Genomic DNA, 25,218 nt, shown 5'->3' on the forward strand with positions numbered 1-25,218 from the left:
ACTTGGCCCTCGGCCAAAGAAGAGTAAAGAAAGTGATCCAAGCAATGAAGGCTGAAGATATCAAGAACCTCAACATCGCGATTGTCGGCGCGGGGTACGGCGGCGCGGCTGCGGCCAAGGCCTTGAGCCTGCTCGGCGCGAACGTCAATGTGTATGAGCAAGCGTCGCAGATGCGGGAGGTCGGCGCCGGCATTGGACTGCGTCCCGCCACCATGGACCGTTTCAGCAAATGGGGGATCTTCGACGCGATCGCCAAGGTCAGCTCGCCGAGCGACTACTTCGAAATCCTCTCGGCGACCGGCGAACCGATCATGAAAGACACCTGGCCCGAGTTCGGCGAGCAGGCCCACACCTACCTCATCCACCGAGGCGACTTCATCGAGGCCTTGCTGGGCGTGCTCCCGGTGGGAATGGTGCACCTGGGCCACAAGCTCGAGAAGATCGAGGAAAAGGACGGCCGATCCGTCCTGAGCTTCACGAACGGCAACAATGTCGAGGCAGACCTCGTGGTTGGTGCCGACGGCATCAAATCCGTGGTCCGCGAGCAGCTCTTCAGCGACAAAGGTCCCGTCTTCTCCGGAGAACACGCCTATCGCGTGGTGATCTCCGCCGACGACGCCCACGGCCTGGTGGTCGACGACAACCTGCGGATGTACATCGGCAAGGGCACCAAGGTCTACCTGTTGCCGCTTCGCCACCGGAACCAGGTGTCCTTCGACATCACCGCCCTGAACCCGGACGGCACCTGGGCGCCGAAGGTAAGCAAGGAAAGCCTCCTGGAAACCGTCAGCGGATTCGACGAGCGCATCGTGAACATCACGAGGGGCCTCGACATGAACACGGTCAACATCCGCGCCGTCTACGACATCGACCCCGTCGACTCGTGGCACTCCGACTCCGTGGTGCTCATGGGCGACGCGGCGCACTCCATGTTGCACCACCAGGGACAAGGCGCAAACTCTGCCATTGAGGACGCAGGCGCACTCGCCGACGCGCTCGCCCAGGCCGGCACAGTCAAGGAGGCGCTGGCCCTGTTCCAGGCGACCCGCAAGCCAGTGACGGACGAGCTGCAGCGCATTTCCCGCCAGGGCTGGAGCGAGGAAGAGGTCAACGATGTTTTTCCCGGGCAAAAGCCCACCAGCGTATCCGCGACCGCAACCACAGAAGCGAGGGCCTGAACGCCATGGCCATCCATCCGGAAATCGCCAAGGTCCTGGCCACTTTGCCGGCACCCGATGGTTCCCCCTTGGACCCCGACGCCATGCGCGCCGGGGAGGCAGCCCAGGTCCCGCCGATGGCGGAGCGGCTACCGCTGTACTCGGTGGACGACGCCACGGCCGTGACGCCGTCGGGCGAGGTGCCGGTGCGGATCTACACGCCGATGGAAGCAGACTCCTATGGCCTGCTGGTGTACTTCCACGGCGGCGCCTTCTTCCTGGGCAGCCTGGACACCCATGACCACGTGGCACGCGCCCTGGCAAAGGAAACCGGATACAAGGTCATCTCGGTGGGCTACCGCTTGGCTCCCGAGGCCGCCTTCCCGGCAGGGCTCGATGACTGCTATGGCGTGGTCCGCTGGGCGGCCGGCAAGGGCGGAAGCCTGAAGTGGGACGGGAAGAACCTCGCCATCGCCGGCGACAGTTCCGGTGGCAACTTCGTTGCCGCTGTCGCGGCGAAAGCCCACGACGACGGGTTCAACCGGATTACCCACCAGGTTCTGTTCTATCCCTCGCTGGACCTGGACTTCGACGTCGAGCGCTACCCCTCCTTGAGCGAGAACGCCGAAGGGTACGGACTGGAGACGGCGGGCCTCAAGCCGTTCAACTCGTTCTACCTTGAGAATGGGGCCGACCCTGCCGACCCGCGCGTTTCCCCCATGAAGCGGAAAGATCTCGCCGGCCTGCCGCCAGCGCTGGTTATCACCGCCGAGCACGACCCCCTCCGGGATGAGGGCGAAATATACGGCCAACGCTTGGCGGAAGCCGGCGTCGAGACAAAAGTGACCCGCTACCCTGGCGCCAACCACGGTTTCGTCCAGCACTTCTCGTGGATCCCGGAGCTGTACCGGGCATTCGAGGAGACGGGCGAATTCCTGAACGGGAGGGCCGCGCGATGACGACGCCGGTTGCTGTGCATCCCCTTGTCTCGCCATGGGGCCGCTTCGGCCTCTACAGCTTCTTCATCGACGCTGCCGAACCGGCCATCGTCGATACCGGGATCGCTTCCTCCCCCGCCGAAGGCATGGTGCCGGCGCTGGAGGCGATCGGACGCCGGATCGAGGACGTCCGCTGGATACTGCTGACGCACGGACACATCGACCACATCGGCGGCGCATACGCCTTGTGGGAACTGACCGGACGGCGCGCCCAGGTGGTCATCCATGAGGCCGACGCACCGTTGCTGCGCTCCCGCCGGGTCCATGTGGAGGAATACCTTTCCGGGCGGGCTCAGTATGTGAGGGATCCCGACGGCGAGGCGAAGCTGACGGCGGCCACGAACGCCGTGATCTCGGGCGAGATGGAGCCGACGCTGTTGGTCCGGGGAGGCGAGACCATATCGTTGGGCGGGGACGTCACGGTATCGGTCCATTCGATTCCGGGCCACACCCCGGGGTCGGTCGCCTACGTCATCGACGGGCAGAATGACGTGTTCGTTGGCGACGCGGTCCAGGTCCACGGCGCAGCCAACGGCTTCCCGGGGTTCGTCGACCCTGTCGCCTACCGCTCAAGCCTTGAATACCTGCGCGATGAAGTCCGTCCCCGGCACCTGTATCTGGGGCATCCGTACCGCCGCGGGGACGGCACCCCCTACGGCGTGGAGCTCGACGCCGGACAGGCCAGGGGAGCGCTCCAAGGGAGCCTTGACATCGAGGCACGTATCAACAATGCGGCCTGTGCTTGCTTGACCTCCGGCCCGCATGAAACGGGCTCGCCCTACTCTCCGTTCGCCCGCGTGGCCGAGGACCTCGGGTACGAAGGGGATCCCGCCCTGGAGCCCTCCCCCTTCTTCACTACCCTCCACGGGTACCGCACGACGTTGGACCATTCGATCGAAAATGAGGAGTAAATGCCCATGGATGACTCTCAGTTGCTGAATGCCAGTGGACAGGCCATTGCTGTCCGCAAGGACCTCCGGGTTCCAATGCGGGACGGAGTCGAGCTTGCCGCAGACGCGTACCACGGCATCGAAGACAAGCCGCGGCCGGCCCTGGTTGCGCTCAGTCCGTACGGTAAGGAGCTGCAGGCCCTCGCCCTCACCACTCCCCCGCAGCGGCGGCCCAGCCCGATGTGGGACGGCTGCATCGAGGCCGGGGACATCGCCCGTATTGTCAAGGAGGACTACGTCCACGTCATCGGTGACCTCCGCGGCTCGGGATTCTCTGGCGGCGAGCACATCGGCAACTACAACGCGGGCGGTGTTTCGCTGGGCCAGGATGCCCATGACTTTATCGAGTGGGTTGCCGCGCAGCCGTGGTGCGACGGCAACGTCGGGATGGTGGGTATCTCCTACTTCGGTTCCATGCAGGTGCTGGCGGCGGCGGAGCGTCCGCCGCACCTTAAGGCGATCTTCGTCTCCGGCGGCCACTACGACTTCTACGAAACCACCTACCACGGCGGCATCATGTGGTTCATGCCGCGCGCCGCCCGCGAAGGCCGCGGAGGCGACTCGGGTTGGGCGTTCACCGACAACGTGAAGTCCCGAATGATCGAGAAATACTCTCCGGAGGAACTGAAGAAGCTCGTCGCCGAGCGTCTCGAAGATCCGGATATCGCTGCCTGGCCAAACCTGGTCCACGTACTGAACTATCCCAAGAACCATGAGGCCTGGTTCGACATCGTCATGAACGAGGTGGACGGTGAATGGTACGAGGAGCGCAACCCCATCACGCTGGCCCCGAACATTGACATCCCGGTCTGGCTGCAGCTGGACCAGGGCCGGGGCTGGACCTTGGACGGCACCATCGAGTTGTACAACGCACTGAAGGGGCCGAAAAAACTGACCATCGGACCCTACCCGCCCATGCAGTCGCGCCCCTTCATCGAGGAGCACGACAAGATGTTCCGGTGGTATGACTACTGGATCAGGGGCATCGACAACGGGGTCATGGACGAACCGCCCGTCAGCGTCTTCGTGGAGGGCTCGCGCGAAGTCGTGACCGCCGCGCAGTGGCCGCCGAAGGACGTCGAATACAAGTCCCTCTACCTCCGCCCGCGCCATCTGCTATCGGAAGAGCCGGAGCCCATGGGGGCCGAGTACGCCGCCCCGGACGGTTTCTACCAAGCCCCATTGACGGTGACCGACAAGGTGGAGATCCTGAGCTGGAGCACCCAGCCGTTCGAGCAGGACACCGAACTGATCGGCGCAGGCGCCGCCCACATCTTCGCGGAAATCGACCAGGCCGACACAAACTTCATTATGCGCCTCTGGGACACCGCGCCGAACGGGCAACGCCAGCTGATCACCACCGGCTACCTCAAGGCATCGCACCGCGAACTGGATGACCGGACCACCGAGGGCAACCCCTACCACCCGCACACCCGGTCCGTCCCGGTGGAGCCGGGGGCCGTAGAGGAGTACGTACTGCGGCTCTACCCGTTCGCCAACACGTTCAAGCCGGGTCATCGCCTCACGGTTGAACTGTCCAACGACGAGCCACTGGCCGATGAGCACAACGCACTGCTCCCGCCGGACGCCTTCCACTTGCCGGTGGGCCGCCCCGTCACCCACAAGATCTACCGCGATGCCGCGCACAAGTCACGGCTCGTCCTGCCGTTCACGACGTGAGCGGCTGAGCGCCACGGGTTGTGGGACCGCTTGACTAAGCTTCGCGTCCCCGGACGCTCGCTCACTTTTAGGGTGTTTTCCGTCGACGCTCGCTCACATGATGTGAGCGAGCGTCGTGGAACTTGACCGTATATGTGAGCGAGCGTCCCGGTCGACTTCAGACAATCTGGCGCTCGACCCAGGGGCGGCGCCTAGGCCGACCAGGCAAAGGGAGCCGAGAAGGAGTTCTTTCCGGCGTTGTCCCAGGTCATCCCGAACACGTCCACGCGGGCCGTGCTGGACGTCCCGGCCGCGAGGGTGTCCGCCGGGAATCCTATCCCGCTGATTTTCACTCCGAGTCCCGTGGCATCCAGCGGGGACACGAAGTCCTCCACGGCCATGTCGACGGCGCTGCCAATGCGGACCTGGTGCGAGCGCCCGTCCTCGGTGTAGGCCATTTCGAGGGACTCCATTCCCGCCATTTCACCGATCAAGGGGGCGAGGCCCTCCATCGGTCCGCCGAGTTGGCCACCGAAGACACCACCGAGTGCTTCCGCCTGCTCGGGCGAGGCGGCGGCATCCATCAGAACACCGATCTTCCAACCCCCGTCGCTCATGAGGGCAGGTGTATCGGCGACGACGCAGACCGTCAGGCCTCCGACGTCGACGCCGTTCACCTCGCCGGTGTCCACATGGAAGGCCAAGGCCACGTTGCAGCGATCGTTATCCGCCGGTGCGGTCAGCCCTGAAGTGGAACACGGGCAGACCATGTCGCAGTTGCAATTCTCAAAATACGTACCCTCGACGTGCCACGACATCTGGGGCTCCTTTCGGCGAGGCATCCCCAGAAAAAAGTCTCCTCGCGGCCCGGAACAGTGTCAACGCGCTCCGCATCGTTCACGGGTCCATTGGGCACTGTTTGGGAAATTCTTTTGCGAGCCGAAATGGCCGCGATCTTGGCCCCCTTGACCATGTTGACACCCTCAATGACGCGGGCAAGACTGATCATAGGTCCGCGTCCTACGAGGTGCAGGATGTCTGGCCCTAAGGGGTGGACAATGCAGATTCCGGCTCCATTTGATTACGAGCGCGCGAGCGACGTCGCAAACGCGCTGGCCCTCCTCGAACGCCACGGTCCCGAGTCGCGCATCATCGCCGGCGGACACAGCTTGCTGCCGATGATGAAGCTGCGCCTGGCGCGGCCGGAGTGGCTGATCGACATCAACGACCTCGCGGAACTGGAATTCATCCGTCGCGAAGGTGATCAGTTGCGAGTCGGCGCATTGACCCGCCACACAGCGCTCCTCGAGTCAACCGACGTCGCAGAGCTCTTTCCGATTATCCGCGACGCCGAGCAGGTGATCGCGGACCCTGTGGTCCGCAACCGCGGCACGATCGGCGGCTCGCTCTGCCAAGCGGATCCGGCCGAAGACCTGTCTACCGTTTGCGATGTTCTGCGCGCCCAAGCCGTGATCCGCGGCCCCGATGGCGAACGGATCGTCGCGATGTCGGATTTCCACCGCGGCCCTTACGAAACCGCCGTTGCGCAGAACGAACTGTTGTACGAAGTCCGCTTCACGATCCGCCCTCGTTCGGGCAGCGCCTATGAAAAAGTGGAACGCCGGGTAGGTGACTGGGCAGTCGTCGCGGCCGGGGCCGCCGTCGGGCTCTCCGCAGACGGCACGGTGGAAGAGGCAGCCATCGGGCTGACGGCGGTCGGGCTGGACGGCACTGTTCCAGAGGCCGAGGCCGTGCTCCGCGGACAGCAGCCGCGCGAAGGCCTGTTCGTCGAGGCCGCCCGCATCGCAGCCGCCGCCTGCCACCCGGTGGACGACCAGCGTGGGCCGGTCGATTACAAACGGCACCTGGCCGATGAACTCACCCGCAGGGTCCTGCGCCGTGCTTGTGCGCGCGCCGCAGGTGCACAGGAAGGCTGAATGCAATGCAGGTCAGCATGACGGTCAACGGGGACAAGGTGACCCGGGAGATCGAACCCCGCGTGTTGCTGGTCCACTTCATCCGCGAAAACCTTGGCTTGACCGGCACGCACTGGGGATGCGACACGAGCAATTGCGGAACCTGCGTGGTCCTGATGGACGGTCAGCCGGTGAAATCGTGCACCGTGCTGGCAGCCATGGCCGACGGACACGAAATCCGGACCGTCGAGGGACTGGCTGCGGACGGCACGCTCGATCCGGTACAACAGGGGTTTATGGAGGAACACGGCCTGCAATGCGGATTCTGCACTCCGGGCATGATGCTCACCGCCAGGGCACTGTTGGACCGCAACCCGCATCCCGACGACGGCGAGATCCGCCAAGCCATTTCGGGCCAGATCTGCCGGTGCACCGGTTATGCGACGATCGTCCGCTCGGTGCAATGGGCAGCCGCCCACCCGCCCGGTTGGGATTCTGAGACGGACGCCGGGACGGAAGACGGCGGTGCCGGAGGGACCATCGCGGAAGAGGTGACGGCATGACCACCGTCCAGGAGCATGCACCCAACCCGGCGGCCGGAGACCCGGGCCGCCCGATCGGCTTCGGCCGTCTCCAGCGCAAGGAGGACCCGCGGTTCGTCCGTGGCAAGGGCAATTACCTCGACGACATCGTGTTGCCCGGCATGTTGCACGGGGCCATCCTGCGCGCCCCCGTCGCGCATGCCCGGCTGGTTTCCATAGATACCACCGAAGCGTTGGCGCATCCCGGGGTCCTCGCCGTCATCACCGGCAAGGACCTGCAGGCCCTCAACCTCGCGTGGGCGCCTACCCTGTCGGCGGACGTCCAGGCAGTCCTCGTCACCGACAAGGTCCGCTTCCAGGGCCAGGAGGTCGCTTTCGTCGTTGCCGAGGACCGCTACGCCGCGCGCGACGCCCTGGAGCTGATCGACGTCGAATACGACATGTTGCCGCCGGTGATTGATGCCCGCCACGCCCTCGACCCGGGCGCGCCGATCATTCGGGACGATATCGAGGGCAGGACGGACAACCGGATCTTCGATTGGGAGATCGGCAATGCGGCTGAAACCGAGGCGGTGTTCGCCGCTGCCGACGTCGTCGTGGCCCAGGAAGTCGTGTACCCGCGCGTGCACCCGGCACCCATGGAAACCTGCGGCGCCGTCGCGGATTTCGATCCGATCGACGGCAGGCTGACCCTCTACGAAACAACCCAGGCCCCGCATGCCCACCGGACCCTGTACGCGATAGTTGCCGGCATTCCGGAACACAAGATCCGGATCGTGTCCCCCGATATCGGCGGAGGCTTCGGCAACAAGGTGGGCATCTATCCCGGCTACGTGCTCGCCGTCGTCGGCTCGATTGTCACCGGCAAGCCGGTGAAGTGGGTGGAGGACCGCTCGGAGAACCTGATGTCGACGTCGTTCGCCCGCGATTACATCATGCAGGGCGAGATCGCGGCCACCAAGGACGGCAAGATCCTGGCAGTCCGGACCAGCGTGCTGGCAGACCACGGTGCCTTCAACGCGACTGCACAGCCCACCAAGACCCCGGCCGGCTTCTTCTCCATCTTCACCGGGAGCTATGACCTGAAGGCGGCCTACTGCAAGGTCACGGGCGTCTACACCAACAAGGCCCCCGGCGGAGTGGCCTATGCCTGTTCCTTCCGCGTGACCGAAGCGGTCTACCTCGTGGAGCGCATGGTGGACATCCTGGCCCGGAAACTGGAGATGGATCCGGCAGAGCTTCGGCTGAAGAATTTCATCAAGCCGGAGCAATTCCCCTACGCCAACAAGACCGGCTGGGTCTACGACTCGGGCAACTACGAGCCCGCCATGCGCTTGTCCATGCAGATGGCAGGGTACGAGGATCTCCGGCGCGAGCAGCTCGAAAAGCGGGAGCGTGGCGAGCTGATGGGCATCGGCGTCTCCTTCTTCACCGAGACCGTCGGTGCCGGACCCCGCAAGCACTTCGACATCGTGGGACTCGGCATGGCCGACGGTGCCGAACTCCGCGTCCATCCCACGGGCAAGGCCGTCGTCAGGATCTCGGTGCAGAGCCAGGGCCAGGGCCACGAAACCACGTTCGCCCAGATCGTGGCCGAGGAGCTCGGCATCCCGCCGGAAGACATCGTCGTCGTACACGGCGACACGGACCAAACACCCTTCGGCCTTGGCACATACGGCAGCCGCTCGACGCCGGTCAGCGGCGGCGCAGTGGCGCTCGTGGCGCGCAAGGTCCGGGAAAAGGCGAAGTTCGTTGCCGCCGCGATGCTTGAGACCCGGCCCGAGGACCTCGAATGGGAAAAGGGCCGCTGGTTCGTCAAGGGCGATCCAAGCGCCGGCAAGACCATCGCTGAGATCGCCTTCGGCGCGCACGGCACCGTGGCCCTGCCGGAAGGCATCGACGGCAACCTCGACGCGGAGGTGACCTATGACCCTCCCAACCTGACGTTCCCGTTCGGCGCCTATATCTGCGTTGTGGACGTCGACGCCGGGACCGGCCGCGTCAAGGTCCGGCGCTTCATCGCTGTGGACGACTGCGGGACCCGGATCAACCCGATGATCATTGAGGGCCAGGTCCACGGAGGGCTCACCGACGGCGTCGGGATGGCGCTCATGGAGATCATTGCGTTCGACGAGGAAGGCAACTGCCTCAGCGGCTCGTTCATGGACTACCTCATCCCCACGGCGATGGAAGTCCCGGATTGGGAGACCGGATTTACCGTCACGCCGTCGCCACACCACCCCATCGGCGCCAAAGGCATTGGCGAGTCCGCCACGGTCGGGTCGCCGCCGGCCATCGTCAACGCCATCGTGGATGCTTTGACACCGTATGGAGTGACCCACATGGATATGCCGTGCACGCCAGCCCGGGTGTGGGAGGCCATGCAGGGCCGGGCCAGGCCACCGGTGTGACATGCCCCTGCACGGAGAAGCCTTGACGGCGAGGGCGCAGGAACTTGTGGAACGCCGGGAACCCTTTGTGCGTGCAACCGTAGTGCGCGCGCAGCACCCCACCAGCGCCCACGCCGGCGACACCGCCTTGGTGCTGGCCAACGGGGAAATCGACGGGTTCCTTGGCGGCACGTGCGTCGAGGCCTCCGTGCGCGAATACGGACTGCAGACGCTGACCAAGCACGAACCCCTGCTGCTGCGCGTCGTCCCCGGCGAACCGTCCCGCACCCGCGAAGAGGGCGCCGTGGAGGTCGCAAATCCCTGCCTCAGCGGCGGCGCGGTGGAGATCTTCCTCGAGCCGCAGATGCCCGCTCCCCGGGTAGTGGTGGTCGGCGCGACTCCCGTGGCACAAGCCTTGGGGGCCTTGGGTGCCATCCTCGACCTGGACATGGAACTCAGCGACGGAACTGCCGCGGAACCACGGGCCGACGACGCTGCCCTCATCGTCGCTTCCCAGGGCCGGGACGAGGAGCCCGCGTTGGAGGCCGCACTCCGGCTAGGGGTGCCGTACGTCGCCCTCGTCGCGAGCCGCACGCGCGGCGCCGCCGTCCTGGCCTCGCTCGACGTCGACGACAGCCAGAGGGCGCGCGTACACAGCCCGGCCGGGCTGCTGCTGGGTGGCCGGACGCCCGCCGAGATCGCTTTGTCGATCCTGGCCGAGCTTGTCTCCGTTCGCCACTTTGGCGGGGCCGCAGAGTCTACGAGACCGGAGACTGCGACGGCGGATCCGGTGCCCGCGAGCACCGAGCCCGCAAGCGCCGTGGACCCTGTTTGCGGCATGAGCGTCCCGGCTGTGGAATCTACGCTGCACGCCGAGTACGCCGGAACGACGTACTACTTCTGTTCCCCTGGATGCAGGAGGGCCTTCCTCGCCGATCCGGAACACTATGCCACCGCGTCGTGAACCCCCCGCCGCCGGACCGGTGCGCGCGGGTGCTGAAGACGAAGTGCGCCGCCTTCTCCCGGACGTCTCCGCGTTGATGTCCGCACTCGACGACGGCGACTACCTCGCCGACGTCGGACTGGCGACCGCTTTGTTCCTGTCCATCCGCTTGCCACAACCCATCCTGCTGGAGGGTGAGGCCGGCGTCGGGAAGACCGAGGCAGCGAAAGCGCTGGCCAAGGTGCTCGACACTCCCCTGTACCGCTTGCAGTGTTACGAGGGCATCGACGTGGGCGAGGCCCTGTACGAGTGGAACCATCAACGCCAACTCCTGGGGATCCGCCTGGCTGAAGTCCGGGACGTCCACTTGGAGGAGGCCGACCTTTTCGGGGAACAGTACTTGCTGCGCCGCCCGCTGCTGAAGGCGATCGAGCATCCCGGTCCGCGCCCGGCCGTCCTCCTGCTGGACGAGATCGACCGGGCCGACGCCGAGTTCGAGGCCTTCACTTTCGAGCTGCTGGCCGAGGCCGCGGTGACGATTCCCGAGCTTGGCACTATCCGCGCCACGCACCCGCCCGTCGTCGTCTTGACCTCCAATCGGACGAGGGACCTGCACGACGCATTGACCCGGCGCTGCCTGTACCACTGGATTGACTACCCCCGGCCCGAGCGTATCGCCGCGATCGTTCGCCGCAGGGTGCCCGGGAGCGCCGAGCCGCTCGCCCTGGATGCCGCAGCGGCTATCACGCGGCTGCGGTCGCTGGACATGGCCAAACCCCCGGGGATCGCGGAGGCCATCGACTGGGTGTCCGCCCTCACGGTGCTTGGCGTGGACCGCCTGGACCCGGATGCGGTGAAACAGACCTGGGGTTCGGTCCTGAAGAATCGTGACGATCTGGACATTGCATGGGCCCGCGGACCGGCATGGGTGGCCGGCGGCCATGACTGAGTACGTGCTCAGGGATGGCCGGCCCGGCGTCGATGCAGCGGCCTTGGCGGTCGGATTCAGCTCGGCCCTGCGACGTGCAGGACTGCCGAGCTCCCCGGACCGTGCGGCCTGGCTGGCCAAGGCGCTCCGGATCGTTCCTCCGACTGCCCGTGAGCCACTGTACTGGACGTGCCGGGTGGCGCTCGTCTCCTCGCACGAACAACTGCCGGTATTCGACGCCATGTTTTCTGCCGTATTCGACGGGACAGCCGCATTTGACGGGATGCTCGATCCGGCGGACACCCGCGGCGATATCAACAGTCCTCCAGCAATCGGCGCGGCGGAGCACGCCCGGGCGGCTGAAAGCGAGCGACGCCTGGCTCATGCCGATGGCCACGTCCCGGCGTCGCGGGCACCCCTCGCCGTCCCCGGCGTAGCGAACGACGACGAATCCAACGCACTCGGGTTCGAGGCAATCCTGGCCATGGCCTCCCCTGACGAGCACCTGCATGAGAAGTCCTTCGCGGAGCTGACACCCGAAGAAGCTGCCCACGTGCGCCAACTGGTGCAGCGCATCGTGCTGGCTACCCCGGAGCGCCGAAGCCGCCGGACACGCCAAGGGGCGCACGGCGGTGCAAAGCTCGACCTCCGGCGCACCATTCGCGCTGCCCGGCGGACCGGCGGCGACGCAAGCTCCTTGGTGTATGCCCGCCGTCGTCTGCGTCCGCGCCGACTGGTGTTTCTGTGCGATGTATCCGGCTCCATGGAACCCTACACACAGGTCTTCCTTTCCCTGCTGCAGGGCGCAGTGGCCGGCGCCCAGGCTGAGGCGTTCGTGTTTTCCACCCGGTTGACCAGGCTGACCCGGCAGCTTTCGACCCGGAACCCGGACAAAGCCCTGGCCCTGGGAGCCGCCGCCGCGCCCGACTGGGCGGGCGGCACACGGCTCGCGGAGAGCCTCCGGCATTTCATCGATGGCCACGGTCGCCGCGGCTTGGCCAGGGGCGCGGTCATTGTGGTGCTCTCCGACGGTTGGGCCCAGGACGCGCCGGAACTGGTGGACGCCCAGATGGCGCGGCTGCGGCGCCTTGCCTACCGGATCGTCTGGGTCAATCCGAGGAAGGCCGGCACCGACTACCAACCGTTGGCGGGCGGCATGGCCGCTGCGCTGCCCTATTGTGACGCCTTCATCAGCGGGCACAACTACGCAGCTTTGGCGGAAGCTGCAACCGCCATTCGCGCCGAGCGGTCACGCTGCTCCGTTACTCTTCCGTCGCCTTCACGATGATGGCCAGCGGGTTGCCATTGGGAGGACCTTGATGCGAATTGCGCTCACCACCGCTGACGAAGACTGTGGTGTGGCCGGTCAGCGAGGCCAGGAGAAAGCCTCCCATTGCCTTGGCGACGTGGTAGCCGACCTGATCGTCCAGCATGGTGATGCGTCGGCCGTCCAGCTCGGCTGTTTCGGGCATGATCATCTTGGCCAAGGCGTACACAACAGCCTTTGAGGTTTCACTGACGTCGCAGCCCGGTCCTATGCCTGCGGATTCGAGGGCACCGCTCACGGCAGATGCGTCGATGATGGTCCGCATTGATCGGTGCCCGATACGCAGGGGGCTGGACGAGCCGGTTGAGTTGCCGAGCAACAGGACTTCGGCATGTGTTTTCTCGCCCCCGGAAGATGTCATGGCGACGTCCGAGAACACCGACCAGTCCCTGCGGACCATCGAATCGTGCACTTGATCGTCGTCAGCCTCACCCAAAGCGAGGGCGACGCCAAGCGCGGATCCGTCGTTGGAGTAGCAGATGGCACCCTCGGCTCCGATGGAGACGTCCCTGGTGACGGTTTCGTGGCCACGGGAGTTCGCGTCCGCGATCGACTCGGCGGTCAGGGACGGCGCCTTGACGAGGACGAGGTGGACATCGGACGGATCCGTCAGCCCGGCATCCCGCATGGCAGCGCTGACGGCCGACCGGACTTTGGAGATCTGGCCCATCCGCCCGACCTCCTCCGGGAGGATTTCCTCGGAATGCGACAGCCCGACGACGAGGCGCGGACTGCCGTTGTGCGGCTCCGGCGCAGGGTCGGCCGTCCGTGTGAAGAGGGCGACGTGGGGCGTGATCACCCCGGGGCTGCCGCCGGAAAGCACGATGCAGACCCGGTCGGCGATCTCCGCCGGGCTGCATCCGGTCCGTTGCGCGAGGAGAGTCCGGATTGCCAGGTCGGCGGTCTCGCGGCCGACGTCCCGGCCGAGGCCGGTCCCCTCGCTCTTGCCCACGACGGCGACGACGTCGGCGGGATCGATGGTTCCGGCGTCGAAGAGCTTGGCGATCTCCGAGACGTCGCCAGGGGTTCGCATCTGGCATACATGCACATCAGTTCGCATCCGGAATCCTGTTCTTCAGTGTTGTGGTGCGCCCCCATCCGGACGCCTGTTCCAGCGCCGCGCCGATCGCGAGTGCGAGGTCCTCCCTGAAAGGTGGCGCGACGACTTGGACGGAGATGGGCGCTCCGGAGCGGGCCGTGGCGACGGGCACGGACAAGGACGGGAAGCCGAAAAGGCTGATGGCCCGGCTGGGCGTCAGCAAGCGGAAGTTCGCTACATCTCCGCGCAGGTCCCGGGGAATGTCAACGCTCACAGGCAGGATGAGGGCCCGGTCCCCGGTGAGCCACTGGCGAAGCTTGGCGACAATCTTGTTGCGGTGCTCCCACAGCTCGGCCTGTTCGGCCCTGCCGGGCGCCGTCCGGTTTTCAAGCATGGCCCGGACCGGGGCGCCAATGAGTCCCGGACGCGCAGTATCGACGGCGGCAATGGTGCCCATGGCGTCTGCGGCACGGAGCAGATCATAGACCTTAAGCCCGTCGTTGACGGCATCGGGCAGGCCCTCCTGGACACGCGTTCCTAATGACCTGAGTGATTCGACCGCGAAAAAGACGGTCCGCACAACCTCGGGGTCCACCGGGACGTTGCCAACGTGGGTACCCCAGCGGACTTCGACGTCACTCGGGTCCACTTCGCGGTAGTCCCCGAGAGGCTCGTCGACTGCGATCGGGTCGATGCCGTCCGGGCCGCTGATCACGGAAAGCGCTGTGTGCAGGTCATCGATGCACCGGCCCAGCGGGCCGATGACCTGGACTGCGTCTTGGAAGGACAACGCCTCCACCCCCAGCGGATCGGAGCCGGGAAGGGTTGGCTGCTCCCCCGATCTGGGGACTCGCCCCACCGTTGGGCGCAGACCGACGAGTCCGGCGCACTGGGCCGGCCAACGGATCGAGCCACCATAGTCGCTCCCGAGGCCCACCAATGACATTCCGGCGGCAATCGCGGCGGCTTCACCGCCGCTGGATCCCCCCGGCGTCCACTCTCCGAGCGGATTGAACGTCCTGCCGAACAACTCGTTGTTCGTGTCCACGCCCAGGGCAAACTCCGGACAGTTGGACTTGCCCATGAGAACGGCACCGGCGGCACGCATTCTAGCAACGGCAGTTGCGTCGACTCCGGCGCTCCAGTCCTCAAGAGTCCTGGATCCGCAGGTGGTCGGCAGGTCTGCCGTCGCGAGCATGTCCTTCACGGTGAACGGAATGCCGGCAAGCGTGCGGTCTGTCCAGTCCGCATGAGCGGACTCTGCGAGGGCATCGGCGCTTCGACTGGAGACCAGGGCGTTAAGCGGGCCGTTTCGGCGTTCGATCTGGTCCGCGGCAGGCTTCACAAGGGCGTCACCCGCCAATTGTCCCGACCGCACTTGCGCCGCGAGATCGCGCAGGGTCACGGGGGTGGTGCTCACCCTCCAGTGCCAATCAGATCATCGAGATTTTCAAGGAGAGACGCGTTGCCGTGATGGGCGATCTCATACAAGACGGCTTCCTTGTCACCCGTTTCGATGCTTTCCAGCAATTGGGCATGGCGGGGGTGCATGTCCTTGCGGTCACCGAACATCTGTTCACGGAACTTCAAGTTGTACCCCATGCACAATTCGAGCTGAAGGCGAAGTCCTTCGTAGGTATTGATGAGTCGCTTGTGGCCCGGCAGGGAGACCAAGGCAAGGTGGAAACGGCTGTTGGCCTGGACCGCAGCTTCATCGTCCATTTCTTCTGCTGCGACCCGCATGTCTTCGAGCGCATCGCGCATGGGCTGAAGCCGGCTCGGGTCCAGGACCGGCATCCCCAGTTCCACGGCCATCCGCTCCAGGGCGAAGCGGAGCGAATAGATCTCCCGCACGTCCTCGGCCGTGATGGGGATGACGATGAAGCCCCGGCGGGGCAGGCTCTGGACCAGTCCGTCCCGTTGAAGTATCCGCAAGGCCTCCCTCAGGGGAGGCCGGCTGACGCCGAACATTTCCGACAGGCGTTCCTCAACGAGCCGTTCCCCGGGGCGGAACTCGCCCGACACGATCAGCGCCCTCAACCGCTGGACGACGGCGTCAGCCATGGTCGGGACCAGGACTTTGCTCGTGCCGGCCGTTGCTTCAGCACTCATGGTGTCTCCTGATCGTGTGTCGGGTTCATAGTCCGCCATTGCTGGCCCTGTCCGGGTCCGGGTGGACGTGGACCGGACCAGTAATGATGCCCGCTTCCAGCAGGCGGCTGATTTCGGATGCCGGGACGCCAAGTTCGGCCGCGATTTCCACCGTGTGTTCGCCCAGCATCGGTGCGGGGCGGCGTAGCCAGCCGTCTTCGCTGCCCTGGACCTTGACAGCCTGGCCAAGCACTTTCATGGTACCCAGTTCAGGGTGTTCAACCGTTTGCACCATGCCCAAAGCCGCAGTAATCGGGTGATTAAGGGCTTGCTCCAGGTCCAGCACCCGTCCGCAGGGGATGCCGGCATCGTTGATGAGCGGAATCCACTCCTCCGCGCCGCGCGTTGCCAAGGCATCCTCGATGAGGCGGCGAAGCTCGACGCGGTTGGCCATGCGGCCGGCGTTGTCGGCGAATCTGGCGTCCTCGGCCAGGCCATCCAGGTTCAACACGGCGCAGAGACGCCGCCACATCTTCTCGTTCCCCGAGGCGAGGGTCACCGACGCGTCCCGGGTCTTGAACGTCCCCTGCGGGAACATGATCGGGTGGTCGTTGCCGTCACGTCCCGGGACGATTCCAAGGCTGAGATACTTCTGGGCCTGGTAGGACATCAATGTCAGCGTGGATTCCATCAGCGAGGATTCAACTACCGAACCCGAGCCAGTCCGGTCGCGCTCGTGCAGTGCCGCGAGTACGCCCACGGCTGCGAAGACACCCGTGGCTGAATCGCTGATGGCAATCCCGACGCGCAACGGCCCGGTCTCCTGCGTACCCGTTACGCTCATGAGGCCCGACATCGCCTGTGCCGTCTGATCGAATCCGGGCAGCGCGTCCCCTGGCGGCTTCGTACCGAATCCACTGATATTGACGTAGATCAGCCGCGGATTGCGGGCCCGGAGCAGTTCGGCGCCCAGACCCATCTGTTCGGCCGTTCCCGGACGGAAGTTCTGGACGAAGACATCTGCGTCATCGATGAGCCCCAGCAGCAGCTCCCGGCCTTCCGCCTGCCGGAGGTCCACGGCAAACGAACGCTTGTTCCGGTTCGATGCGAGATAGTAGACGCTTTCATCCCCGAGGAACGGGCCGGACTGGCGGGCCGGATCCCCGGTCGGGAGGGTTTCGATCTTAATGACGTCGGCCCCCAGGTCAGCCAGAAGCATCGTCAACGTCGGACCCGAAAGATAGCGGGTAAGGTCAATGACTTTCAAACCGTCAAGCGCGGCCATGAGCGGGGATCCTTCCGTCAGTGAAATTCGGGGTCCGGCCGGTGAGAAAGGCGTCGATTCCTTCGCGGAGATCGTTTCCCTCGTAGGCCTGGGCGTGCAGTTCCCGGATCAATTCATGCTCATCCGTGACCGCCGGGTCGGCGGCGAGCGCTGTTACCTGTTTGGTAGCCCTCACTGTGACTTCCGAGCTTTCGACGATGTTCCATGCCAGGCGGGCGGTCTCGGCACTCAGTTCCCCGGTCTCGACAACCTTTTGAACAAGTCCCCAGGCCAGGGCCTGGTCGGCCGTCGCAAGGTCGCCGCTGTAGACGAGGTATTTGAGGTTGGCGGCTCCGATGAGGCCGGCGACGGCGCGTGTCTCGGTGAGCCCCAACGTCACCCCGAGCCTGCCGATCGGAATACCGAAACGCGAGCCGCTGCTGGCCAAGCGGATGTCGCAGGCGGTTGCGAGTTCGCAGCCGCCGCCGACGGCCAGGCCGTCGATCATGGCGATCACCGGGAACGGCACGGTCTGGATCGCCTGCAGGGCCCCGGCGATCGCTGCGTTGTAGCGGTCTGCCGCGGCGGACCCCAGGCGCTTTGCCGGGAACTCCGAAATGTCGGCGCCCGCACCGAAGGCCCGTCCCCCGGCGCCCTTCACGATGACGACCCGCACGGCGGGGTCATCGCGTAGATCGGTGAAGACCGCGCCCAGGCGCTGCCAGCCGGCAAGGGTCAGGGCATTGTGCTGGGCCGGGCGGGTGAGCGTGACCACGACGGCGGTCTTGTTCCCCAGTGCCAGCGCCTGGACGGCGATCATGTCCTCCACGGTGTCCGCTGAAGGCTCTGCTTCGAGAACCGCGAGCAGATCCTTTGCGGCTTCAATGACGCGCGTCATCCGTTGTCCAATGGAACGCGGCGTCGGGACAGCTGGGACAAGGCGACCGCCACGAGCAGGGCACCGCCGTAGAAGAGCTGCTGGACGTAGGACTGGATGCCCATGAGCTGCAGACCGGTGATTCCGGTGACCAGGAAGTACACGGCGATGGCGGTCCCCCATGGATTGAACCTGCCGGGCATGATGCTCGTCGCACCCAGGAACGCTGCTGCGAAAGCCGGCAGCAGGAGGTTCGTGCCGGAGGTGGGATCGGCGCCGCCTGAAGTCCCGGCGTAGAGGACTCCCGCCACAGCAGCCAGGGTGGACGACCCCATCAAGGCGCCGACCCGGACGCGTCCGACGCGGACGCCGCTGAGCTTGGAGACGTTCCGGCCACGCCCGACGAAGAGCAAGCGGCGTCCGATGGAGGTGTATTCCATGATCCACCAGAGCAGGGCGCACAAGCCGATGGCGTAAAAGAACGCCAAGGAGATGCCGCCAAAGCGTTTTACGATGACCCAATCGACAAGAGTGTGGGAGATTCCCGAAATAGTTGCGGAGTTGCTGACCCAGAGGGTGATTCCGCCGAGCAGAGTGCCCATACCGAGGGTGACGATCAGGGATTCAATCCCGAAGAAAACCATGATGATGCCGTTGAGGAAACCGACCAGCAGGCCCATCGCGAGGGCGGCAATGATCGCGGCCCAGATGGGCCAGCCGTACTGGACGTTCAGGATAGCGATCATCATGGCCGACAGCGTGAGCACGGCACCGACCGAAAGGTCGTAGTCGCCTGCGGTGAGGGGAACGATCAGGGCCAGTGTCAGGACAAGGAGGACGGCTTGGGAGCCGAACATTGTCTGGAACGTCGCCGCGGTCAGGAAGACGTGGGGATTGGCGATGCCGAAACCAATGATCAGCAGTAGCCATGCCCCGGGCAGTGCAATGCGTTGAACCAGGCTGAGCCGGCCCCCGCCTTTGAGAAGGGTCATGAGGCCTCCGCCGGTTGGGCGTCCTGGTCCACTGCGTACGACTGCTCCGAGATCTCTTCCTTGTTCACGTGGCTTCCGGTCAATTCCGCCACGATCCGTCCCTGCCTGAACACCAGGACGCGGTCGCAGATCAATGCCAGTTGTTCGTGGTCGCTGCTCGCGCATAGCACAGCCATCCCTTCTGCGGTCGCTGACCGCAATACGCTGAAAATTTCTTCGCGGGCGCCGACGTCGACGCCCTGTGTCGGTTCATGGACCATCAGCAGTGACGGTCGGGTCTGGAGCCATTTGGCCATGAGTACTTTTTGCTGGTTGCCGCCTGACAGGCTTGAACACGGCAGGGTCGGATCATTGGGACGTACTTGGAAGGCGGAAAGAACCTTCCTGGCCTCCTCGCGCATGCGGGAACGGCGAAGGAAGGGGCCCTTCTGGAATTGGTCCATGGTCTGCATGCTGACGTTGTCCAGGACCGAGAGGGAAAGAATCGCCCCGTCGCGAGGCCGGTCGGCCGGAACAAGCGCCATGCCTGACCGGAAGGCGCTGGTCGGGCTTTGACCCCGCAAACGCACGGGCGATCCGTTCAGGGCCAGGGTCCCGGTTTCGGCTTTGGACGCGCCGAACAGAATGTAGGGAACGTCCTCGAATCCGGACCCTGACAAACCTGTCACGCCAAGGATTTCTCCCTCATGAACGGCGAAGGATGCCTCGGCGACGAGGCCACCCTTGAGCCCGTCAATGATCGCGACTGGCTTGGTGGCCGCGATCTGCGCGGCACTGCGGTGCGACACGGCCTTGAGTTCGTGGCCTACGATCAACTTGACTAATTCCTCGCGGCTGGTCGGCTCGGTCGCGCCGTTGCCGACTACGCGGCCGTCCCGGAATACGGTGAATCGGTTCGTAAGGCGCTTCACTTCTTCGAGGTCGTGCGAGACAAACAACACGCCGGCCCCGCCCGCAGCGACGTTGCGGGTCAGATCGAAGAGCATCTCCGTATCGTCCTGCGGCAGGAACACCGTTGGCTCATCAAGGACCAGAAGACCGTTGCGGGGCGCACCGGAAACCGCCCGGACAATCGCCAGCAGCGCCCGTTCGACAGGCCTGAGCGTGCTGACCGCAGCAGAAGGATCCAACTCGACCTTGTACTTCCTGAACAGCTCATTGGCGATCCGGCGCCAGGACCTCCAGCGGATGCCCGCGGAGTTTCCAGTGGAGATCTCGTCGAGAAACAGATTCTCCAGCACACTCAGACTGGAGATGAGGCCTAGATCCTGATGGACGAACCTCATCCCCAACGCCTTGTAGTCTCCGGGGGCTAGCGGAAGCCTGACTTCGTTTCCGTTCACCAGCAACCGGCCACCGGCATCCGGTTCGTGGAAGCCGGCGAGCACCTTGATGAGCGTGGACTTCCCGGAACCGTTCTGGCCCAGAAGCCCGTGGATCTCGCCTGCGTTGACTGTGAGGTCAACTCCTTGCAGCGCTTTGACTCCGCCGAAGGTCTTGGCGAGGTTGCTGATCTGCAGAACGGCTGGCATTACTTCACGCCCCAGAGGGTCTTGTATCCGTCCTGGAATTTCGCCGGATCGCCGTAGCCGTTCTTCTGGTTCGCAGGTGTTCCAGTCTCATTGACATTGCTTGCGTCGAAAAGCCGCAACGGAGTCTTTTCACTGGCAAGCGGGGCCGTTCCGGTGAGGACACGAAGGACCTGGTCCATGTTGGCCCATCCCAGCCATTCGAGGGGTTCGCCGATCTCGGCTGCCACCAGGTTCTTCGCCTGGATCATGCTCAGTACCGAAGCTGTTCCGTTGTAGGCAACTATCTTGACGCTGTCTGTCTTACCAGCCTGGGTGATGCCGGTGCCGAGCAATGGAGTCATTCCGTCGAAGACCGGGACAACATAGTTGATGGTCGGGTCACTCAGCAGCGCAGCCTGGACCTGGGTGGGGACGTCGGTTGCCCAGCTCGAAATCGGTATGTTCACGACCTTGGCCTTGCAACTGTCGGGGCAACGGGCTTTGAGTTCGTCGCTGAATGCGGACGCGATCCCGGCGCTTGGCTGGACTTCGTTGGAGGCGACAAAGTAGGCGTTCACATGACCGCCGGACTGCTCAATCGCGTAGTCGGCCATCAATGTCCCCGCCCGGTAGTGGTGCGCGTCCACGAAGGCCGTCACATCGGGAAGATCCTTCTTTGCCGAGCCGATGTAGGACTCGTTGTAAAGGTGGGTGCTGATGACGGGAATCCCCGCCGCCTTGGCCGCCGCAATCTGCGGGCCGAGCAGCTTCGGGTCAGGTGAGCCTTCGAGCACGATCGCGTCGACCTTTTGGGCGATGGCGCTGTCCATTCCCTGGATCCATTGCGACACCTGCCCCTGGTTGGTGAACTGAACCACCTTCACTCCGACAGCGTTGCCCGCGTCTCCCATCGCTGCGTCAACAATCTGGTTGAACGGAACTGTGCTGTTCAAGCTGATGTTGGCCACGACTTTCCCTTTGGCCTTGGAAGCATCGAAAGCCGGACCCGGTGCGGAAAACGACGGCGCCGCCTTCGCCTGGTCGATGACGGCCTTCACCGCGGTGGTATCGATGGCAGGGCTCTGAGTACCGGACGTGGTCGTACTCGCGCCCTCGGAACAGCCTGCCAGTGCCACGAACGTCACGGCGGCCAAGGAAAGTGTTAGTGCCCTGAATCGGGTGGTGCGCGTCATTGCGGTTCCTTCAGTGTGTTGGGGGCAGCGGGGCAGCCAGCCGTGCTGCGTGATATCCATCACCCTACTCCGTCTTTTGTCTATTGTATACAAATTTCCCTAATTTCCTTGCAGCCCCGAGATGGGCGCATCGGGCTTCGGCGCGCTCCTTGTCGGAACTTCGATGAGTCAGCGGGACCGCTTGTATTTTGTTCGGCACCGCCCCATCATGGAGCCGTGACGCCGCCAAATGAGTCTGCGCATCGGATCGCGACCGCGTTCCTGCTCCCGCTGTTCGGGGAGGAAAAGGCATGACTGAAACGGCCATTGAGCTCATAGGCGTGACAAAGCGGTTCGGTTCCCTCACCGCCGTCGACGACCTCAGCCTGCAGGTGGAACGCGGGGAGATTTTCGGCCTTCTCGGGCCCAACGGCTCCGGCAAGACGACCACCGTCAACATGATCAGCGGCCTCAGCCGCCCAAGCTCTGGCGCGGTCAGGGTCCTGGGCATCGACCTGCTGAAGGATCCACGCGGGATCCGGCGCTCGCTCGGGACGGTACCGCAGGAGAACGCGCTTTACGAGGAACTGACGGCGGAAGCCAACCTCCGGTTCCACGCCGATCTCTTCGACGTGCCCAAGCATGGGCTCGAGGGGAAGATCACCTCGTTGCTTGAGCTGGCGCAGCTTGAGGAGCGCCGTAAGAGCCGGGTTTCAACCTTCTCTGGCGGCATGAAACGACGCCTTGCCCTGGTACGGGCGCTGCTTCACGAACCCGAGCTGCTCTACTTCGACGAACCCACCCTCGGAGTCGACGTGCAAAGCAGGCATGCCCTCTGGGACCGGATCCTTGAACTCAAGGATCGCGGCACCACGGTACTCATCACCAGCAACTACCTTGAGGAAGCGAACGCCCTGTGCGATCGCCTGGCCATCATCGACCGCGGACGGCTGGTGGCGCTCGACTCGCCGTCCAAGCTGCGGCGCAGCTTCGGTGACACCGTGCTTGAAATGCGCACGCATCCGGCGCCCGGGGAAGACCTCGTTCGAAAGGTCCTTGCGCTCCCTGGCGTTGTGTCGGCAGTTGCTTCCGACGGTTCGCTGAAGGTCACGGTGGAGGGCGGTGCCGACGTCACCGGCAAAGTGGTGACCGCCGTCGTCGGATCCATGAGTTTGGAGGAGATCCAGAGCCGCGAACCGAGCCTCGACGAGGTCTTTCTGAGCTTGACAGGCAAGGAGCTCCGGGAATGAGCCTCCGTCATGACCTGCGTGTGATCCGGGCCGTGGCGGCGACGGACATCCGGCTCACCCTCCGGGAGCCCTTGTTCGCCATCATCGGCGTCCTGATCCCGATTAACTTCTTGCTTCTCTTCCTGCTCTTCGCAATCAGCGGCGGCCAGGCACCAATCGCCGTCGTGATGAACGACCACGGACCGCTGGCCGAACGTTTCGTCCAGGCCATGGACGGCGCGCATTCGTTCATCATCCACACAGCGAGCGCGGCCGATGCAGAACGGGAGATCCGCTCCGGCAGCATTGTCGCCGTCGTCACCGTGCCACAAGAGTTCGACGCCGCCCTCGCCGCCCGAGCGCGGATAGAGATTCCGGTGGAGGTCAACAACTTGAACGTCGACTTCACCAACGACATCCGCCGGGCCGTGCCGCTGTCCATCACGTCCTTCTACGCGGACGCCTTCCCCGACCAGGTGGTAGTGACCGCACGCGAATCCGACGTGCAGGCCCAGGACACGGGCTACATTCCGTACCTCGCCGTGAGTATCATGGTTGCCGGCCTGATGCTCGCGTCCCAACTGCAAGGAAGCGTCAATACCGCGCGGGACTACGAGCTCGGGACCATCAAGGAACTCGCGTTGGCGCCTGTGAGCCGTTTGACCATCGGAGTGGGCAAAGTACTGGGAGCCGCAGTCCTTGCGGCGGCTTCCGCGCTGCTGCTACTCGCCGTTGTGGTCCTGTTTATCGGAGTCCGTCCGCTCCATCCCCTCGAAGTCTTGGGCTTCGGACTCCTGATTCTGGCCGCGTTCCTCGCGCTCGGCGTCCTCGTCGGGACCCTGGTCCGCCGGAGGCAACAGGCAATCCCCTTATCCATCGCGGCCGTCCTTCCACTGTTCTTCTTGAGCGGACCGTTCGGGCCGGCGAACTGGCTGGGCGCCATTCCCGGCGGGATCGCGGCGATATCGCCCCTCACCTATGCGATCGCCGCCTTTCAGCACGCCTTTCACGGTTACCAGACGGCTCCGCAAGGCCTGGCTGTGGACGCCATCGTGCTGGCAGCCTTCAGCTTGGCGGCCATCGGGTGCGCGGCCCTCGTGTTCGGCCGGCGGGGGGCGAGGCACTGATGGCCGCCGGACGTGCGGTGCTCGCCATTGCGGCGAAAGACATCCTGACCTGGTTCCGGACGCCGTCGGCGATTCTGGCCAGCCTGCTGCCGCCCGTCGCGTTCCTGCTGATCATCTTCGTGGTGGCCGGGGCGGTCGGACGGAACCCCGTCGCCCTGGTGGTTGAGGACAGCGGGCCGCAGGCGCAGCGACTCGTCTCGATCCTTGAGGGCTCGGACGCCTTCCGCGTCCAACGGGCCGACCCCGTTGAAGCCACCCACCTCCTGGACACGCTCCAAGTTGCGGCGGTCATTACCGTACCCGCCACGTTCGACGACGACTACCGGGCACAGCGGCCCGACCCCGTCAGCGTGCAGATCAACAACCTGAACCTCGACTTCACCAACGATCTGCGCCGTTCAGTGCCAGCGGCCATCACCAACTTTTATGCCGGCCAGCCGGACACGCCAATCATGGTCGGCGTCGCCGAATCGGACCTGAGGCCGCACGACGTCGACCTCGTCCAGTTTCAGCTCGTGCCGATCCTCGTGCTCCTACTCACGATCATGGGGATCGTCAACGGTGGCTTGGCCGCCGCCCGCGAGTTCGAAGACCTCACCATCAAGGCGCTGTTGCTCTCGCCGATCGGCCGCGGGTCGCTGATCGCCGGCAAGATCCTGGCGTGCTGGGTAACAACCATGCTCGTGGCGGCGGTTGTCCTGGTCTTGTCGTTCGCCTTTGGGGTCCTCCGGCCTGCCGGCTGGTATTGGTTTCCGGCGCTGGCCGCGATCGGACTGATCGCGCTAGCGGCCGCTGGGTTGGGGACTGCCTTGGGAGGTGCGCTGCGGCGCTTCTCGGCAGTTGCCGGGGCCGGCATCAACCTGTCGATCTACCTGTTCTTCCTCAGCGGGGGAATCAGTGTTGCGGCGTTCTTGCCGGATTGGATCCAGGCCATAGCGCATTTCACACCAACGTTTTACGGCGTGGATGCCTTGGAGGCCGCGATCTTCTACCAATCGACCGACAACCTGGGCCGGGACCTCGCGGTGCTGCTGGCTACGGCTGCTGTCGGGCTCGTTTTGGGGGCGGTGTCCCTCCGACGGCGGCTCGTCGCATATTAGCTTTCG

The 25,218-nt window shown here is 64.8% G+C and carries 22 protein-coding genes; 13 read left to right on the plus strand and 9 right to left on the minus strand.

Annotated features, from left to right (window positions below; translation table 11 throughout):
• Positions 1-32: 32 nt before the first annotated feature.
• The 4 genes from ABEA18_RS16680 to ABEA18_RS16695 are packed head-to-tail and all read left to right on the plus strand — an operon-like array spanning position 33 to position 4,785.
• Entirely contained in the window at positions 33-1,178 is a 1,146-nt protein-coding gene (locus ABEA18_RS16680) for an FAD-dependent monooxygenase (RefSeq protein WP_345450895.1), read from the plus strand.
• A 5-nt stretch (positions 1,179-1,183) separates the two neighbouring features.
• Positions 1,184-2,116: an alpha/beta hydrolase gene (locus tag ABEA18_RS16685; protein WP_345450897.1), complete on the plus strand. Its 933-nt coding sequence runs from the start codon at positions 1,184-1,186 to the stop codon at positions 2,114-2,116.
• On the plus strand, positions 2,113-3,066 hold the full coding sequence (locus ABEA18_RS16690; protein ID WP_345450899.1) for an MBL fold metallo-hydrolase: 954 nt from the start codon (positions 2,113-2,115) through the stop codon (positions 3,064-3,066). Before ABEA18_RS16685 ends, ABEA18_RS16690 begins: the two co-directional genes overlap by 4 nt.
• A gap of 6 nt (positions 3,067-3,072) precedes the next feature.
• Positions 3,073-4,785: a CocE/NonD family hydrolase gene (locus ABEA18_RS16695; protein ID WP_345450901.1), complete on the plus strand. Its 1,713-nt coding sequence runs from the start codon at positions 3,073-3,075 to the stop codon at positions 4,783-4,785.
• Positions 4,786-4,976: 191 nt separating this feature from the next.
• Here ABEA18_RS16695 and ABEA18_RS16700 read toward each other — a convergent pair whose 3' ends face one another.
• Positions 4,977-5,582: a DUF1326 domain-containing protein gene (locus tag ABEA18_RS16700; protein WP_345450903.1), complete on the minus strand. Its 606-nt coding sequence runs from the start codon at positions 5,580-5,582 to the stop codon at positions 4,977-4,979.
• Positions 5,583-5,822: 240 nt separating this feature from the next.
• Here ABEA18_RS16700 and ABEA18_RS16705 point away from each other — a divergent pair, with 240 nt between their 5' ends.
• From ABEA18_RS16705 to ABEA18_RS16730, 6 genes are read left to right on the plus strand one after another with little or no spacing between them, the layout of a single operon-like run.
• Positions 5,823-6,701, plus strand: a complete 879-nt coding sequence (locus ABEA18_RS16705) for an FAD binding domain-containing protein (RefSeq protein ID WP_345450905.1) — start codon at positions 5,823-5,825, stop codon at positions 6,699-6,701.
• 5 nt (positions 6,702-6,706) lie between these two features.
• Positions 6,707-7,243, plus strand: coding sequence for a (2Fe-2S)-binding protein (locus tag ABEA18_RS16710; protein ID WP_345450907.1), 537 nt, complete (start codon positions 6,707-6,709; stop codon positions 7,241-7,243).
• Complete coding sequence (locus ABEA18_RS16715; protein WP_345450909.1) at positions 7,240-9,633, plus strand: aerobic carbon-monoxide dehydrogenase large subunit; 2,394 nt, start codon at positions 7,240-7,242, stop codon at positions 9,631-9,633. Before ABEA18_RS16710 ends, ABEA18_RS16715 begins: the two co-directional genes overlap by 4 nt.
• 1 nt (position 9,634) lies before the next feature.
• On the plus strand, positions 9,635-10,576 hold the full coding sequence (locus ABEA18_RS16720) for an XdhC family protein (RefSeq protein WP_345450911.1): 942 nt from the start codon (positions 9,635-9,637) through the stop codon (positions 10,574-10,576).
• Positions 10,560-11,504, plus strand: a complete 945-nt coding sequence (locus ABEA18_RS16725) for an AAA family ATPase (RefSeq protein ID WP_345450913.1) — start codon at positions 10,560-10,562, stop codon at positions 11,502-11,504. The genes ABEA18_RS16720 and ABEA18_RS16725 overlap by 17 nt, the downstream gene beginning before the upstream one ends.
• A complete protein-coding gene (locus tag ABEA18_RS16730) occupies positions 11,497-12,771 on the plus strand; it encodes a vWA domain-containing protein (RefSeq protein WP_345450915.1) in 1,275 nt (424 codons plus the stop codon). Before ABEA18_RS16725 ends, ABEA18_RS16730 begins: the two co-directional genes overlap by 8 nt.
• Here ABEA18_RS16730 and ABEA18_RS16735 read toward each other — a convergent pair.
• The 8 genes from ABEA18_RS16735 to ABEA18_RS16770 are packed head-to-tail and all read right to left on the minus strand — an operon-like array spanning position 12,746 to position 21,777.
• Positions 12,746-13,870, minus strand: coding sequence for a ring-opening amidohydrolase (locus tag ABEA18_RS16735; RefSeq protein ID WP_345450917.1), 1,125 nt, complete (start codon positions 13,868-13,870; stop codon positions 12,746-12,748). The two genes, ABEA18_RS16730 and ABEA18_RS16735, sit on opposite strands and share 26 nt — an antisense overlap.
• Positions 13,860-15,269 carry an amidase gene (locus ABEA18_RS16740; protein ID WP_345450919.1) on the minus strand — a complete coding sequence of 470 codons (1,410 nt, stop codon included), beginning with the start codon at positions 15,267-15,269 and terminating at the stop codon, positions 13,860-13,862. The genes ABEA18_RS16735 and ABEA18_RS16740 overlap by 11 nt, the downstream gene beginning before the upstream one ends.
• On the minus strand, positions 15,266-15,961 hold the full coding sequence (locus tag ABEA18_RS16745; protein ID WP_345450921.1) for a GntR family transcriptional regulator: 696 nt from the start codon (positions 15,959-15,961) through the stop codon (positions 15,266-15,268). The genes ABEA18_RS16740 and ABEA18_RS16745 overlap by 4 nt, the downstream gene beginning before the upstream one ends.
• Positions 15,962-15,986: 25 nt before the next feature.
• Entirely contained in the window at positions 15,987-17,225 is a 1,239-nt protein-coding gene (locus ABEA18_RS16750; RefSeq protein ID WP_345450922.1) for a CaiB/BaiF CoA transferase family protein, read from the minus strand.
• On the minus strand, positions 17,212-18,102 hold the full coding sequence (locus tag ABEA18_RS16755) for an enoyl-CoA hydratase/isomerase family protein (protein WP_345450923.1): 891 nt from the start codon (positions 18,100-18,102) through the stop codon (positions 17,212-17,214). Before ABEA18_RS16755 ends, ABEA18_RS16750 begins: the two co-directional genes overlap by 14 nt.
• Positions 18,099-19,073 carry an ABC transporter permease gene (locus ABEA18_RS16760; protein WP_345450925.1) on the minus strand — a complete coding sequence of 325 codons (975 nt, stop codon included), beginning with the start codon at positions 19,071-19,073 and terminating at the stop codon, positions 18,099-18,101. Before ABEA18_RS16760 ends, ABEA18_RS16755 begins: the two co-directional genes overlap by 4 nt.
• Complete coding sequence (locus ABEA18_RS16765) at positions 19,070-20,605, minus strand: sugar ABC transporter ATP-binding protein (RefSeq protein ID WP_345450927.1); 1,536 nt, start codon at positions 20,603-20,605, stop codon at positions 19,070-19,072. The genes ABEA18_RS16760 and ABEA18_RS16765 overlap by 4 nt, the downstream gene beginning before the upstream one ends.
• The gene (locus ABEA18_RS16770) at positions 20,605-21,777 is read right to left on the minus strand and encodes a sugar ABC transporter substrate-binding protein (protein ID WP_345450929.1); all 1,173 of its coding nucleotides are present in this window, start codon (positions 21,775-21,777) and stop codon (positions 20,605-20,607) included. The genes ABEA18_RS16765 and ABEA18_RS16770 overlap by 1 nt, the downstream gene beginning before the upstream one ends.
• A gap of 290 nt (positions 21,778-22,067) precedes the next feature.
• Between ABEA18_RS16770 and ABEA18_RS16775 the strand changes: the two genes are divergently transcribed.
• From ABEA18_RS16775 to ABEA18_RS16785, 3 genes are read left to right on the plus strand one after another with little or no spacing between them, the layout of a single operon-like run.
• Positions 22,068-23,006: an ABC transporter ATP-binding protein gene (locus ABEA18_RS16775; RefSeq protein WP_345450931.1), complete on the plus strand. Its 939-nt coding sequence runs from the start codon at positions 22,068-22,070 to the stop codon at positions 23,004-23,006.
• Entirely contained in the window at positions 23,003-24,112 is a 1,110-nt protein-coding gene (locus ABEA18_RS16780) for an ABC transporter permease (RefSeq protein WP_345450933.1), read from the plus strand. The genes ABEA18_RS16775 and ABEA18_RS16780 overlap by 4 nt, the downstream gene beginning before the upstream one ends.
• Entirely contained in the window at positions 24,112-25,212 is a 1,101-nt protein-coding gene (locus ABEA18_RS16785; protein ID WP_345450935.1) for an ABC transporter permease, read from the plus strand. Before ABEA18_RS16780 ends, ABEA18_RS16785 begins: the two co-directional genes overlap by 1 nt.
• Positions 25,213-25,218 lie beyond the last annotated feature (6 nt).

Source organism: Arthrobacter gyeryongensis (assembly GCF_039543785.1).
In the GTDB taxonomy this organism is placed as follows: domain Bacteria; phylum Actinomycetota; class Actinomycetes; order Actinomycetales; family Micrococcaceae; genus Arthrobacter; species Arthrobacter gyeryongensis.

Excerpts from the sequence above, each read along its gene's own strand:
- ABEA18_RS16690 (WP_345450899.1), top strand. The coding sequence starts at position 2,113 with ATGACGACGCCGGTTGCTGTGCATCCCCTTGTCTCGCCATGGGGCCGC.
- ABEA18_RS16785 (WP_345450935.1), top strand. The coding sequence starts at position 24,112 with ATGGCCGCCGGACGTGCGGTGCTCGCCATTGCGGCGAAAGACATCCTG.
- ABEA18_RS16750 (WP_345450922.1), bottom strand. The coding sequence starts at position 17,225 with ATGGCCGCGCTTGACGGTTTGAAAGTCATTGACCTTACCCGCTATCTT.
- ABEA18_RS16760 (WP_345450925.1), bottom strand. The coding sequence starts at position 19,073 with ATGACCCTTCTCAAAGGCGGGGGCCGGCTCAGCCTGGTTCAACGCATT.
- ABEA18_RS16725 (WP_345450913.1), top strand. The coding sequence starts at position 10,560 with ATGCCACCGCGTCGTGAACCCCCCGCCGCCGGACCGGTGCGCGCGGGT.
- ABEA18_RS16770 (WP_345450929.1), bottom strand. The coding sequence starts at position 21,777 with ATGACGCGCACCACCCGATTCAGGGCACTAACACTTTCCTTGGCCGCC.
- ABEA18_RS16695 (WP_345450901.1), top strand. The coding sequence starts at position 3,073 with ATGGATGACTCTCAGTTGCTGAATGCCAGTGGACAGGCCATTGCTGTC.
- ABEA18_RS16720 (WP_345450911.1), top strand. The coding sequence starts at position 9,635 with ATGCCCCTGCACGGAGAAGCCTTGACGGCGAGGGCGCAGGAACTTGTG.
- ABEA18_RS16715 (WP_345450909.1), top strand. The coding sequence starts at position 7,240 with ATGACCACCGTCCAGGAGCATGCACCCAACCCGGCGGCCGGAGACCCG.
- ABEA18_RS16765 (WP_345450927.1), bottom strand. The coding sequence starts at position 20,605 with ATGCCAGCCGTTCTGCAGATCAGCAACCTCGCCAAGACCTTCGGCGGA.
- ABEA18_RS16735 (WP_345450917.1), bottom strand. The coding sequence starts at position 13,870 with ATGCGAACTGATGTGCATGTATGCCAGATGCGAACCCCTGGCGACGTC.
- ABEA18_RS16730 (WP_345450915.1), top strand. The coding sequence starts at position 11,497 with ATGACTGAGTACGTGCTCAGGGATGGCCGGCCCGGCGTCGATGCAGCG.
- ABEA18_RS16685 (WP_345450897.1), top strand. The coding sequence starts at position 1,184 with ATGGCCATCCATCCGGAAATCGCCAAGGTCCTGGCCACTTTGCCGGCA.
- ABEA18_RS16710 (WP_345450907.1), top strand. The coding sequence starts at position 6,707 with ATGCAGGTCAGCATGACGGTCAACGGGGACAAGGTGACCCGGGAGATC.
- ABEA18_RS16745 (WP_345450921.1), bottom strand. The coding sequence starts at position 15,961 with ATGAGTGCTGAAGCAACGGCCGGCACGAGCAAAGTCCTGGTCCCGACC.
- ABEA18_RS16780 (WP_345450933.1), top strand. The coding sequence starts at position 23,003 with ATGAGCCTCCGTCATGACCTGCGTGTGATCCGGGCCGTGGCGGCGACG.
- ABEA18_RS16755 (WP_345450923.1), bottom strand. The coding sequence starts at position 18,102 with ATGACGCGCGTCATTGAAGCCGCAAAGGATCTGCTCGCGGTTCTCGAA.
- ABEA18_RS16700 (WP_345450903.1), bottom strand. The coding sequence starts at position 5,582 with ATGTCGTGGCACGTCGAGGGTACGTATTTTGAGAATTGCAACTGCGAC.
- ABEA18_RS16775 (WP_345450931.1), top strand. The coding sequence starts at position 22,068 with ATGACTGAAACGGCCATTGAGCTCATAGGCGTGACAAAGCGGTTCGGT.
- ABEA18_RS16705 (WP_345450905.1), top strand. The coding sequence starts at position 5,823 with ATGCAGATTCCGGCTCCATTTGATTACGAGCGCGCGAGCGACGTCGCA.